General features: G+C 43.7%; 10 protein-coding genes. 4 read left to right on the plus strand and 6 right to left on the minus strand.

Annotated elements, in window-relative coordinates:
- Positions 1–105: 105 nt before the first annotated feature.
- Positions 106–1086 carry an isopenicillin N synthase family dioxygenase gene (locus FQ608_RS12185; RefSeq protein ID WP_158858517.1) on the minus strand — a complete coding sequence of 327 codons (981 nt, stop codon included), beginning with the start codon at positions 1084–1086 and terminating at the stop codon, positions 106–108.
- A 79-nt stretch (positions 1087–1165) separates the two neighbouring features.
- On the opposite strand from FQ608_RS12185, the gene FQ608_RS12190 reads away from it, so the two are divergent.
- A complete protein-coding gene (locus FQ608_RS12190; RefSeq protein WP_234364181.1) occupies positions 1166–1912 on the plus strand; it encodes a hypothetical protein in 747 nt (248 codons plus the stop codon).
- 262 nt (positions 1913–2174) lie between these two features.
- On the opposite strand, the gene recO is transcribed toward FQ608_RS12190, so the two are convergent.
- From recO to FQ608_RS12205, 3 genes are read right to left on the minus strand one after another with little or no spacing between them, the layout of a single operon-like run.
- On the minus strand, positions 2175–2861 hold the full coding sequence (gene recO, locus FQ608_RS12195; protein ID WP_158858518.1) for a DNA repair protein RecO: 687 nt from the start codon (positions 2859–2861) through the stop codon (positions 2175–2177).
- Entirely contained in the window at positions 2861–5062 is a 2202-nt protein-coding gene (locus tag FQ608_RS12200) for a PorZ beta-propeller-like domain-containing protein (protein WP_158858519.1), read from the minus strand. Before FQ608_RS12200 ends, recO begins: the two co-directional genes overlap by 1 nt.
- Positions 5019–5603 carry a thymidine kinase gene (locus FQ608_RS12205; protein ID WP_158858520.1) on the minus strand — a complete coding sequence of 195 codons (585 nt, stop codon included), beginning with the start codon at positions 5601–5603 and terminating at the stop codon, positions 5019–5021. The genes FQ608_RS12200 and FQ608_RS12205 overlap by 44 nt, the downstream gene beginning before the upstream one ends.
- Positions 5604–5749: 146 nt before the next feature.
- Between FQ608_RS12205 and FQ608_RS12210 the strand changes: the two genes are divergently transcribed.
- Both FQ608_RS12210 and FQ608_RS12215 read left to right on the plus strand, forming a co-directional pair.
- Entirely contained in the window at positions 5750–6808 is a 1059-nt protein-coding gene (locus FQ608_RS12210) for a hypothetical protein (RefSeq protein WP_158858521.1), read from the plus strand.
- Between the two features lie 10 nt (positions 6809–6818).
- A complete protein-coding gene (locus FQ608_RS12215; protein WP_158858522.1) occupies positions 6819–7496 on the plus strand; it encodes a 2'-5' RNA ligase family protein in 678 nt (225 codons plus the stop codon).
- A gap of 310 nt (positions 7497–7806) precedes the next feature.
- On the opposite strand, the gene FQ608_RS12220 is transcribed toward FQ608_RS12215, so the two are convergent.
- Both FQ608_RS12220 and FQ608_RS12225 read right to left on the minus strand, forming a co-directional pair.
- Positions 7807–9687 carry a hypothetical protein gene (locus FQ608_RS12220; protein WP_234364182.1) on the minus strand — a complete coding sequence of 627 codons (1881 nt, stop codon included), beginning with the start codon at positions 9685–9687 and terminating at the stop codon, positions 7807–7809.
- Positions 9688–9697: 10 nt separating this feature from the next.
- Positions 9698–10792: an acyltransferase family protein gene (locus FQ608_RS12225; RefSeq protein ID WP_158858523.1), complete on the minus strand. Its 1095-nt coding sequence runs from the start codon at positions 10790–10792 to the stop codon at positions 9698–9700.
- A gap of 77 nt (positions 10793–10869) precedes the next feature.
- On the opposite strand from FQ608_RS12225, the gene FQ608_RS12230 reads away from it, so the two are divergent.
- Positions 10870–13464 (plus strand): family 20 glycosylhydrolase, encoded by a 2595-nt coding sequence (locus FQ608_RS12230; protein WP_158858524.1) that lies wholly within the window; start codon positions 10870–10872, stop codon positions 13462–13464.
- The last annotated feature ends 239 nt before the right edge of the window (positions 13465–13703 follow it).

Below are 13703 nucleotides of genomic sequence, written 5' to 3' on the forward strand. Positions count from 1 at the left end.
CTTACCAGATATCCAATCGATCATTGCATCCATGGGTTGATAGGGCCATATTTTTTCAGTTTTTAAATTTGGGGAATTTCCCCGGGTTATTTATGAACTGAAATCCTATTTCTTCAAACCCAATTCCCGAAGTCTTTCGTCAAGAAATTCCCCCGCAGTGATATCCTCGTACTGTTTAGGATTGTCATCATCCACACAGCCTATTAAACAAGATAAATCCATTTCTGAGCGTGGGTGCATGAAAAAGGGAATAGAATATCGGCTGCTGTTCATTTTGTCGCGGGGCGGATTGACTACCCGGTGAATAGTTGATTTTAGTGTGTTGTTCGTAAGCCGCTCCAGCATATCGCCGACATTAACAACAAGCTGGTCAGGCAGGGCAGTGATCGGAATCCATTCTCCATCTCTTCGGAGTACTTGGAGTCCATCCGCACTGGCACCCATCAGGAGGGTGATCAAATTGATGTCACCATGCTCCGCAGCCCTCACCGCATCAGCGGGTACGGTATCTGGATTTTCTATGGGGAAATAATGGATAGAACGAAGGATAGAGTTACCAAAAAGAACCTTTTGCTCAAAGTAATCCTCCGACAGATCCAAATGCAAAGCAATGGCTCTCAGCATGTTTTTTCCGGCATTTTCAATAGCGGAAAACACTTGCAAGGATATTTCCCTGAATTCTGGGATTTCCTCCGGCCACACGTTTGCCGGATAGCTGGATTTTACGGAATCGGTATCTGGAATTTGGGATAGATCCTGTCCAACATGATAAAATTCCTTCAAATCTCCGGTATTTCTGCCTTTCGCATGCTCTTTACCTTTTCCCGTATATCCCCGTTGATAACCTATTTCTGGATATTCATATTTGGATTTAATATCGTCTGGCAGCTTAAAAAACTTCTGTATGACTGCATATAACTTATCCTGAAGGGATTGGGAAAGTCCGTGGTTTTTGATTGCGACAAAGCCGATGTTTTGGTAGGCGTCTCCCAACTGCTCGACAAAAGCAGCTTTCTTTTCCTCATTGCCGGAAGTAAAATCGGCCAAGTCCAAGGAGGGGACCTCTTGATATAAAATATCGCGCATATCTTGGTTTATTTATCCCGCAAGGTAAATTTTTTTAGGGTATTTTTAAATACCTTTGATCCATAATGCACCAAAACAAATGATTAAAATCCCATACTACCTTTTCATTTTTGCCACAGTATGCCTGATAGCCTGTTCACCTAAGTCTTCTCAGGAAGAAGTCCTGAGTGAGAATTTGGAAGAAGAGGAGACTCCCGAGGTTCCTATCACTGTCACTGTTTTGAGATCGGAGGGATTTCCCGACGCCATGATCGAACTATACAGACCATTTGGAAATGAGACTTTCTCCCCCGGAAAGGTGCCTTTTGAATTTAATATCAAGAATTTCCCCTTTGGTCAGGCGAGACCCCTGATGATTACTATTAATGGGGGAGATCCGCAGGCATATCCGCAGGCTGTTTTTTCTAAGGAATTTAATGCGGGGACCTATAGGGCAGTGGCATTTTTGACGGATGAAAATGGGATGGCGCTGAAGGAGTTTGGTAATTTTGTGGATCGGGACTTTTTGGTGGGGCAGTCACGACCTTTTCCCGCTGGGGATGAACCATACTTGATGGTCAATTTTCCACGCCAAAACCAAGAATATGCTGTTGGAGATTCAGTTGTTGTGGATTTTCTGGTAGTAGGGGGAGATTTAAAGCTTGATGGGCTAGGTGTAGAAGTGAAGGTCGGTGACTTAGTTTACAAGGCCTCAAGTACTGATGCTATTCAACTCCAAAACCTGTCAGTGGGAGAACATGTTGTGCGAATAGATTTGATTAAAAATGACGGCACAGAGTTATCCAATATCTTTGCATCTGCTAGTAGGAGAGTTGTTGTGAAGTAGGCTAATTAGGTAGTTAGTACGAATTTTAGCCAAAATCTGCTCAGCGGCGGGGTTTTTTGGTCACTCATATGTTTTTTGACCTGCAGCAAAAAAGTAACAAAGTAAGATGTTGCCATAAATGCTCTGGACTATCCAAATGACTGCTAAATATAAAAAAAGTCAAAATAACGTCTTATTAATAGTAATATCCGGCTCTACAAAAATTATAGAGGGATTTCCACCTGTAAAAAGTATGTAAAATGAAAAACGGATTTAATTCATTTCACTCCACCAAACTCCTAAGCACCGCCAGCGATTTTATTTCTGTAAAATTCTCTAGATGTAACTGATAAAACAGCAACACATCTTCCAGAAGAGCCTTTCGAATATGCTTTGGGATAAGCTCAGTGGATATAAAGCGCTCCCGAATCAGCCGGTCCAAATGGGATTCCTTTGCCTGATGTGGAAGACTACCCCGGTTTACTGGTAATTGGTCATAAAAATTCCCGGCATCTTCCGGATCGAAGCCCAAATACCTAGTCATTTGGATCAAAAAGCTAATCGGATAGGTTCCCAGCGATACCTGTTCCTTGTCCAACAATTCAACTGCTTGAAATAAAAAATCAAACAGGTCCTCATTTTGATAGTCATCATAGATGCATTTCCCCAACACTTCTCCCATAAATAGCGCTATCCCCGACCGGTGAAAATCAAAGGGTACCCGCTGAAAGGCATAATCCAGCTTGGCTTCGGATATATGGTGGAGGGAACGGCCCTCCCGATCATAGACGACCAATTCAAGCAGCGTTAGAGGTTGGTAAAGCGCCATTTTGGGTTTGGATTTGCTGCTGCGGATCCCATTGACGACATAGGATTTTAGCCCCAGATCCCGAGTAAATATCCGGGTAATGATCGAGGTATCCCGATACTTGATATAGCTGATGACGATTCCTTTGGTTTTCTTTAACATCAGTGTACCAAAAAATTTCCGGCAGTCCGCTCCCTTCCGGCCTCATCGACGACATATACCAAGTAGACTCCCGGACCAATACGGTTTCCGGATGGATCCCTCAGATTCCAAGTGACCTTGCCAGCTCCCACAGCCATAGAAGCTACCACCCTACCCGCTGTGGTGGCGATTTTCAGCGTAGAAAAATCGGTAGTTCCCTCTATGCTTAGGACTCCGTTAAAGTCATTACGGATTGGGTTGGGGTAAATTTTCAGTACACCCAAATTATCCGCAGGGCGAATGCTTTCCGCCCTGAAGGAAAGGCTTCCCTCAGAAGTGCTGATAAACAGTTCCCCGCTTTTTTCATTTAATGCCAAAGAACGGATCTCCGGGGAAGGTAAGGGACTGTTTTGAACCGTGAAGTTCCGTATCAAGCCTTCGAAGTCGGGGCCGAAATGCCATAGACCTTGGTTTTCTGTTCCTATCCAGATACTTCTGTCCGGTGCGAGCAGAATCTGTGTGGCGGCTGTGTTGGCCAAAGCCAGTCGGTTTTCAAAGATGGGCAATACCGCATTTACAGCTGCTGAGGCATCAATTCCAGGAGCATTGAAGAAATAGGCAATCCCCTGATTGGTAGCTATCCAAAGGTTTTGTTCGCTGTCCAAATAAATGTCCCGCACCCACTGCCCGGGTAATGCTCCGTTATTTATTTGGGTTCCAAAGGTTCTGTTTAGTCCGTTTTCAGGGTTGTATACCCTTAATCTTCCACCGCCCTGCTGAGTTTCCAATATCCAACAATTACCAAACCGATCTACCAGAATCTTATCAAAGCGCTGCAATCCGGCTACTTCATATCCAATAAATTGATCTTGATTATCCCCGACAAATAAGCGTGGGGTTGGTGTGTTGGTTCCGATATACACTTTTCCAGCAGGACCTCCGGATATGGCTCCTATTTCCACACCGTTGCCTAGTAATGGATGAGAGACGTGCGAAAGCTCGTCATCATCTTGTCTGAATAATCCATTTTGAGTGCCGATGTAATTGATCCCATTTATGTTGGCAACGGTTTGAATTTTGTCTGGGGCCTCCCAGTTTTCCCAGTTTCCAGACGAAAAAACACCTAACTGCCGTTGGGTTTTTTTATCACCTGAATTTAACAGACCAGAAGCGAAGGCGGCTGTTTGACCGTTAAGTTGTGCAAAGTTGACCAACGAACTAGGTGGCCCAGGTGGATAAACTCCCTCAGCATCTCCCAACTTATAAATGCCTCTATCTGATGTGGCGAGGAAAATATCCTCTTGGGTTACCAGAAAGTCGTTAAACTCATTACCGACATTGGAAGAAATGATTTCCAGGTTTCCGTTAGCGTCCAAGCTATAGATGGCATTTTCCATGGAAAAATTCACCCTTTCTCCGGACAGTTTCAAATTCTCTACTCCAAATGTACCTACCACCCAGTCGAATGAACCGGAATTCCACTGATAGACTTGCTGATTTTGGCCTAGGAAAAAGAGCTCCTCCTCTAAGGCAATTAATTGAATAAAGGGAGTTGTTGTTCCTAGATCCAAGCGTTCCCATTGGTTTAAATCTCTAAGGTTTGCCGATAGGCTTGCCCGAATCACCCCTGACTCAGTAAGGGCATAAATCTCATTGGATAAAATAGCCACATCAAGTATAGGCACTTGGCTTCCGCTGGGGCCTAGATTCAGATAGGCGGATTCGATAAATCCTTCTGTCAGATTTACCCTTGCCAACCCAAAGTCAGCCGCCAACCAGCCCGCTCCATTGATTATACGTACTTTCCTTATGGTTTTTTCCGTGATTAGGGCATTGGTTCGGATGTCATTGATACGTCGGATAGCACTTTCCGTGACCAAATTCATCGTGCCGTCAGTATAGGTGATCAGGAGAGTTTTGTTAGCTAGGTCAAAAGTTATCGATTCGAAATTATGACCGTAGAGTCCATCTAGTTTACTCAGTGTTTTTGGGGTAGGTTCGGATGTGGAGAAATAGAATAAGCTATTCTCTCCTAATGCAAATACTGTCTCGTCTGAGCCGGTTAATTGTTTGATATATTGATGGGAAAGGTGAAACCGCCAACTGCCTACGGCAATATCTCCCTGTGCCATACTAAAGTTCACCGTAGAAAGCGAAAGCAAGCAACCAAAAAGCAGTTTAGGGCTGACCATCAAAAAAGCATTTTCTGCACCTTGCTTCATACGATTCTTTTTCACCCAACAATACCTTCCCCTTGTCCGGCGACAGCCGGAAACTGAAAGCTGCCAAGTCCCCACATTTCATGCAAATGGCATGTACTTTGGTCACATATTCAGCCATCGCCATCAGTTGCGGCATGGGGCCAAAGGGGTTGCCTTCAAAGTCCATATCCAATCCAGCCAAAATGACCCGCTTGCCGGAACGTGCCAAGTTTCCAGCCACTCTGACAATTTGTTCGTCAAAAAACTGAACCTCATCTATGCCCACTACGTCGCAGTTTCCAGTCAGCAATAGGATATCCTCCGCAAAATTCACAGGTGTAGAACGTATGGAATTCGAATTATGGGAGACTACCTTTTCCATTTCATACCGAGTATCTAAACCAGGCTTAAAGATCTCCACCTGCTGCCTTGCAATCAGGGCTCGGTTGAGACGTCGAATCAATTCTTCTGTTTTTCCTGAAAACATGGACCCACAGATGACTTCTATCTGTCCTTTTTTTTCCTGGTTCCTGGATTTTCCCAGTGAAGGTTCAATAAACATGTAGGCGCTGTTTTCCCTTAATACGGATGTGTTGAATATTGTTTAAAATTATTCAATAACTTTACTTTCAATTCTAGGACTACTATCATGCTTGGCATGGGGATTGTCCGCTTGGTAATGTGCACCATCATTGAAATATAGAGAAAATGAGTCAAAGTATTGATCAAAGTTACTTAAAAGAATATTCACTACAATTTACTAAAAGGATTTGTTCGGCCTATTTTGATACGAAGCAGCACCTGGTAGGTGAAGACATCATGCAGTTGACGCCAAGCAAGCAGGTGAATCTGATGATAATCAAATCATTGTTCATGGCTTGGCAGACGGAGTTGGAAGCATTGAAAGGAAACCCCTATTTTGACTATTCAGACCCAGAAGTGGAGGCTGTGCTTCAAGAATTCATGAATGTACTATCAAGGGCAATAAGAATTGAGCGGTCAAATTTTGAACCGCTGCTTCGGCAAGCCGTGGAGGATTCCATTACCCTTGCGGCTGATCCGGTGGAGTTTTTGGAAAATGAATTGGAATATAGTGCAGGGTTGGACTTAGAGGTGTATTTTAAGGGTAATAAAAAATACATCAAATGGCATAAAGCACTCTGGGAAGCTTTTGTGCAGACCACGGAAAAATTCACCATTCCGGAAAGTTTATCCATGGCTTTTGATGAGTTGATGGATGATTATGGTAAAAATCTCGAACCAGCAGATCAACTGCTTCAGCCCCTTCAGGAGGTATATCCACTTGAAATCGAAAGACTTTTTATCCGACAACGCGAAGAAAAGAAGGAAGAAATCCCCGTTTATAGACCTCTTCCCGAATTAAAGATCGGTTCTACTTCGGAAGTTAAAACGCCAGTCTATGAAGAAGCAGCTAGATCAATCCGGACTGAGAATAATGTCATAGATCCGGCTTTAGCTTGGGAAAGATTTGAACAGGACGAATACGGGTTTGTAAGGGGAAGTGTGCGAAGGCTTTCCGAAGATATCGGAATCAATCAGCGGTTTATGTTTACCCGCAAACTCTTTTCCGGCAATCCGGAATTGCTAAACGAGGCGTTGGCTAAGTTGGATTCCAGCGAAAGCTTTTTTGATGCGGTTGAACTTCTAAACCAAAATTTTCTACCAGAATTGCAATGGGATATCGATTCCGAAGAAGTCCATGAGTTTCTGTTTTTGATCTTTAGCAAATTTGAGGACAAAGAATAATTTGAGTGAATTGCAGCAACATTACGACACGCTGCATGATCAAGCGCTGGAAAAAATACAAAATTCTGGGTTCGAATTCGATCGCCTAATTGATGATGAATCCGATACTCGCCGTGGACTTACTTTGTTGTTTCGTCCAGAAGAGCATGTTTTAGAAAATGTGCGGGAATTTCTCCGAAAAGTCAGCGGGTTAGAACCTTACCATTATTTTTACAGGAATTCTGATGTACATATAACAGTGATGCCCATTATTTCCTGTTATGATGGGTTTACTTTGGACAAAGTGGATCCTCAAGCTTATATACAACTTATTGGACGGTGTGTGGAAGGGATTAGTCCATTTGAGGTAAGTTTTAAGGGGGTGATTTTTTCACCCTCCTGCATTATCATAAAGGGGTATCCGTTGGATGATTCCTTAGATCAACTAAGGGAAAATCTACGCGGAGAATTTCCTAAAGTTTCGTTGGAACAATCGCTGGACAAAAGATATTTGTTGCGTACTGCACATAGTACTATTGTGCGTTTCAAAAAACCTTTACTTCACCCCGAAAAAATGGTTGAATTCGTGTCTGCCAACGGAGAATTGAACTTTGGAGTTTCGACCGTCAGAAAACTCTCCTTTGTATATAACGACTGGTACCAGCGTGAGGAGAAAGTCACTGTTCTTAGTGACTATTTATTGCAATAGATAATAACCACAGGGAACACCGAGGTAACACCGAGGACATCAAGAATTTTCTAAAAAACTCAGAGTTCTTTGTCTCTTCTTAGTGAATCTGTGTCCTACTTAACGACCTAGTTTAATTTGCCACAGATGCACAGACGGTATTTCTCTCGAACGTGATCATATGTTCATCTTCCTATATCTGTGAATCTGCGGCCTACTTATCCACCTAGTTTAATTTGCCACAGATGCACAGATGGTATTTCTCTCGAACGTGATCATATGTTCATCTTCCTATATCTGTGAATCTGTTTTTTTGATAGACTGGGAATTATTAGTTTTTTCCAGATATTTTTACTTCGTCAATAAGAAAGATCCCCATCGATACCTTATCGTCTGCTCCTTTAAGTGGAGGCTCCGGATCCTCGTTGGGGGTTTTTCGGTTTGGTAAATCCCGGTAAGGGCCTGTGCGGAAAGACAAACGTTCCACTGATTTCACTCCTTCTGCCAAAGCAGCCTTGCCGACGAGTTTTTCGCCATTCAGGGAGAGACTAAAGTGACCAAAATAGGATGCATTTACTTCAAGGGTAATGGTTTGCCAAGTTCCTTTTTTGTATGTGGAAAGGGTCTTTTCTACAGCGCCGTCTTGGGCGATCAAGTTGCCGTTTTCATCAAATCGCAATCTAACCGGCCTATTTCCATATTGATCTACCACATCTACTTCCAGCATACCTGCATTTTCATTCGGGATAAACAACTTGAAGGCTATGGATGATTCAGTACTTTCCTCAAAAATACGTATGGCTCGAGCATAGTCATAGGGGTCCTCATCTTTTAGTTCTAATGAGTTCCCTGCTTGTTTTGGACTTTCCACAATTGTTATGGGTGCCCAAAGAGGAGCGTAAATGTTCCAATCCGGTACTGAACCTCCTTTTTCGAGCTTGTCAAAATTGTCATTTACAGGTCCTTGAACCGAATGTTTTACGGGAGTTGGAACACGGCTAACCCACATATCTTCCTTATTCATGCTGTAGGTGAGCCACATGTCATCCCCGGGAGGAGTGCCGTTACCGGGTACTATTCCACGAACGTAACAAGGTCCAAAATCTTTCCATCGGCCAAAATATCTCCTCGGCGGAACCTCACCCTGTACTAAAACCATATCATCAAAAATTACCCCGTCATCTCCCGTGACCGTTATCAATGGATAGCGGTATTCATCAAGGTCTATGGGGTTATAAACCAAGGCATAGCGGTCGTCCGGTGTTTGTTGACCCCAGACTTTACCGCCAGCCATGGTTAGGGTAGGAACTTTTATGGACTTGGAAAAGCTTTTATCGCCATCGGTGGATAGGGCGGCGTGAGACCTTTTCCAGAGTCCCACCATGTTTCCGTCTGTACGCTTATAGTATGAAAAGGCTGATCCGCCATATTCGTCACCATCATAAAACCCATCTAATCCCCGGTCTTCATCCCTCCATTGCAAGGTGATCAACCGGTCCTGCAGCAGAGCAGCACAGGCATCTAAAAAGCCTTTATCTTGGGAGGAAGTATGAGAAGGATAGCTGGTGTTGGATTCGTCCCATTCAGTATGGGTGCTATACCGGATAAAATAGATAGGACCAAATGTGCCGTCCTTATATATTTCTCGGACCACCCTACCGATTCCCCCTTCGAGAAAGGGATCTTCGGCATGCGCATAGAAGGCTAAGGTAAGCAGTCGGCCATTTGGCGCCACGTAAAAACCCATACGCTGATGCATCATATATCCAGAATAGCCTTCCGGTACGTCAACTCCTTTCGGAGCCTCATAAGGTGGGAAGATTACGGTGGGTTTGGTCCAGTTTCTGCCATCGGAAGAGCTTAAAAGTAAGGTTTGTCCGGGAGCGATATGCTCGTCCACCGGATTGCTAAGGTATTGTTGGTAAAATTTCCCTTCCCAATAGGCCAAGCTGGAGGCATGGTTATAGGTCCAACCATGGTCATCTGCAAGTTCAGGTTTTGACCGGTTTACCCGAAGCGTTTGTCTGCTTTCCACCCCCACAGCATACCGCAGTCTCCCTTCATGCAATGCCGGGTCTATCGTGACTCCCCCTACATACCTCACCGGTTCGTGAATGCTTCCCGTTTGCCCACTAACAAAAAACGGAAACCCGAAAGTTAATATCATAAACAAACAGAAATACAAGTTCGAAGCCGGAAGAAAAGGTCTCATGCGAATGCGGTTAGAGTTTGATAAAGATTTTTTTCCTGAATAGGATATAAGCAGGGATAAAGTTTATTGCGACAAATAAGATGGCGTAGCACATACTCGCAAATTTTATAGAAAATCCAACCCCTGTCATTACTGCCAAAAACTGATTATTTAAGCCGCCAAGAATGCTGTCATTGTAGAAAATTATGGAAAGGATATCTGCCAATACGTAGACGGTTATGGCATTGGCACCGAATATGATGCCCACCGATGTGCCTTTTTGTTTGCCAAGGATATCTACTAGGAAATAAGTGGCTCCCAAAACGATAAATCCTGCACCTCCCGTAACCAAAGTAAAGGAACTGGTCCAGAGGTGTTTGTTGATAGGAAAGGTTAGGTTCCAAAGCAATCCTATCAAGATCAAAGGAACACCGATAGCCATCAGGTAGTTGGCTTTTTCGTTGGGAGTCTTGGGGCTGAGGAGGATTTGTCCAGCCAGCAAACCCAATATTCCTGTGACAATAGCTGGTAGGGTGCTGAAGAATCCTTCGGGATCCCAGGTTCCTTCCCACATTTTCCCGGGAAGTATATAGGTGTCCATCCAGGCGGCCAGGTTTACACCGGGTTCCAGCATAGGAGTACCCACCCCGGGAGTAGGGATTAAGGTCATGGCCAGCCAATAAGCGACAAGTATACCAATACCCAAAATCGCCTGCGTTTTCCACTTGGAGTTCAGAAATAAAAATGCACAGGCGAGGAAAACAATGGCAATACGTTGCAAGACACCTGCAATACGCATATCCGAAAAGTCGAAGTAGGGAATGAGATTTAAAAAGATGCCTACTACAAAAATTTTAATGGACCGTATAATTATTTTTTTGTACATGCCTCCTTTTGGAGCACCTGTCTGTAGCCGTTTGGTATAGGCAAACGCAATTGAAACCCCCACAATAAATAAAAAGAACGGGTAGATAAAGTCCGTGATGGTAATACCGTTCCATGAGGCGTGTAATAGTGGAGAATATACATGGTCCCAAGTTCCCGGGTAATTGACCAAAATCATAGCCGCAATGGTAAACCCCCTCATGGCATCAAGAGAGATCAGGCGGGTATTTTGTACTGTCATATGTTTTTTTAAAGTGATGGATAGTCCCTTTATTACTGGCATGCGTATTATTAAGGCTATTAAACAAGACTGATTTTATGCGTAAAATATATATAGGATTTCTGAGTGCCATAACTTTTATTTTTCACTCCGGATGTCAGCAAACTTCTTCGTGGGAAGACCAAATTGACGAAATTGATATTTCGTGGGAGTTAATCAGCAATTTTGTTGGAGAATTCGGACAGTTTGATGCGAAAATAACGTTTGAGAACAATTCAGATAGAGATCTGGGGAATACCGGTTGGAAGCTTTTTTTCAATATGTCCCCCCGGCCCATCTTACCCTATTCGGAGGAGTCAATAGCCAAAATCACCCATATCAATGGAGACTGGTATTCACTGACTCCAGGTTCCAGTTTTAAACTACCAAAAGGTGAATCAATAAGTATAACCTATAGAGGTTCTGAGGGAGTCATCAAGGAGACAGATGCACCTATGGGTCTATATTTTGTCTTTAACGATGATCAAGGAGAAGAAGAGGAAATTCTTCCTTTTTCTAACTTTACTGTTATCCCCTTCACAAGGGAGGATCAGCTATTGAGAGGGGACATGGATCATGAGGTCCCGTCATCGCCTGCCAAATGGTATGAGGAATTCTCAGGCATGGAATTGGTGTCTGAAGATCAGCTTCATTTAATTGTTCCCACTCCTTTTGATATAATTAAAGGGGTAGGTACTTTTTCCCTTCAAGCAGAGACGGACATTCATTTTGATAAGGGATTGGAGGCGGAGGCCAGTTATCTAAGCGATAAGTTACGAGAGATTTCCGGGGTTTCTTTTGATGCCAAGGAAGGCGTAAAGGCAGATGCAATCATCCACCTAAGGCTCGGTTCCATTCAGGTGGGAGGCAAATCGACTGAAGCCTATGAGTTGGCGGTAAATGAAAATGGTATATCCATCGTAGGCGCAGATGCCGCTGGTGTGTTTTATGGAGTTCAAAGCCTGTTGGCATTGTTTGGACCAGTAGCCTACCTGAATCCAGTTCTGCCCTTAAAGATACCACATGTAAGAGTAAAAGATGCACCCAGGTTTCATTTCCGGAGCTTGCATTTAGATGTTAGCCGGAATTTCCAAAACAAGGAAACGATTCTTCGAATGCTCGATATGATGGCCCATTATAAGCTTAACCATTTTTTGTTTTATACTACAGAGGATGAGGGATGGAGGTTGGAAATCGATGGACTTCCGGAGCTTACTAAAGTAGGAGCACAGCGTCAGCATGTGTCTGATATGAATGAGCCGGCATTGCACCCGGCATATGGTTCCGGGCCTTTTCCGTATATGGAGGGTAAAAATGGCAGTGGGTTTTATAGCCGGGAGGACTTTATAGAAATATTGACCTACGCCAAAAAAAGACACATTACCGTCATTCCCGAACTTAACTTTCCTGGGCATGCCCGGGCGGCAATCAGGTCCATGGAGGCTAGGTACGAAAAATACATGAAGGAAGGTGATGAGGAAGCGGCCAATGAATACCGCCTAATCGATCCTGATGATACATCTGTTTACCTTTCTGCCCAGGCCTTTAAAGACAACACGGTATCAGTAGCCAGAGAGTCAACATATCGCTTCTATGAAAAAGTGATGGACGAAATTGCAAAGATGTATCAAGAAGCAGGCTTGACACTTACCAAGATCCACGCCGGTGGTGACGAAGTACCAGAGGGAGCCTGGACGGCATCTCCCATGGCAGCCGAACTGCTTATGGAGCTACCGGATATTGACGACCCTAAAAATTTACAGGCCTATTTTTTCCGGAAACTACTGAAAAGACTGGAGAAATTGAATGTGGAAGTGCATGTGTGGGAGGAGATGGCCTTAAAGAAAACACCGGAAGGAGGTTATGTGCCCAATCCGGAATTTGTGGGGAAAAAAGTCGTACCTTATATATGGAACAACATGTTTGACTACCCGGATTTAGGCTATCAGTTGGCCAATGCGGGTTATGAGGTAGTTCTCTGTAACGTGTCAAATTTCTATTTCGATCTTGCCTATACGAATGATCCCAAAGAACCCGGATTGTATTGGGCCGGGTTTGTCAACACCAAAAACGCCTGGACATTTGCTCCCTTCGACTGGTTTAAAACCACCTTTCGTACATCCATGGGGGAACAGATTGATACGGAAGAGGCCTCCAAAGACATGGTGCAGATCCGATCAGATGCCCGGAAAAACATCATCGGCGTGGAGGCACAGCTATGGAGCGAAACCATCAAAGGGCGTGAAATGGTCGAATATTATACCTTTCCAAAGATTATCGGCTTTGCCGAAAGCGGATGGGCAAGAGAAAGGACATGGGAAAACCAAACCGACCTGTCTTTAAGAAATTCACATATTCAGGAAGGCTGGAATACGTTTGCCAATACTATTGCCCAACGGGAATATCCCAAACTGGCCAAGTGGAATGAGGGATATACATACCGAATTGCAGCACCTGGCGCCAAGATCGACAATGGACTTCTTTATGCGAACGTTGAGTTTCCCGGTTTGGAGATTCGGTATACTGTAGATGGGGCTGAACCAGATATTAATTCCCTCATTTATAAATCCCCTTTTTCCGTAGAAACAGTTGTAAAGCTCAAGGCATTTGACAAGAGCGGTAATTCAAGCAGCACTGTCCAAGTGCGTCCATAGACTTTCGTAATTTCAAAAAAATTACTGTCTAGCAATCGTTTGCAACGCCCAATGGAATAGTCTGCCTGAATATTTTTGGATTGAAGTCATTTGGGGTGAACTAAAGGTAACCAAACAAAATAGACCGATCGATTCGTTAATTTCTACATTTTTTTCAGAATATTATTTTTGTTACTCGTTGTCTGAAATCCAAGATAGTCACCTAGGCAACACAAAGATAATGCAGTAACTATACATTA

Origin of the sequence: Lunatibacter salilacus (genome assembly GCF_009797935.1) — a bacterium.
GTDB classification, from domain to species: Bacteria; Bacteroidota; Bacteroidia; order Cytophagales; family Cyclobacteriaceae; genus Lunatibacter; species Lunatibacter salilacus.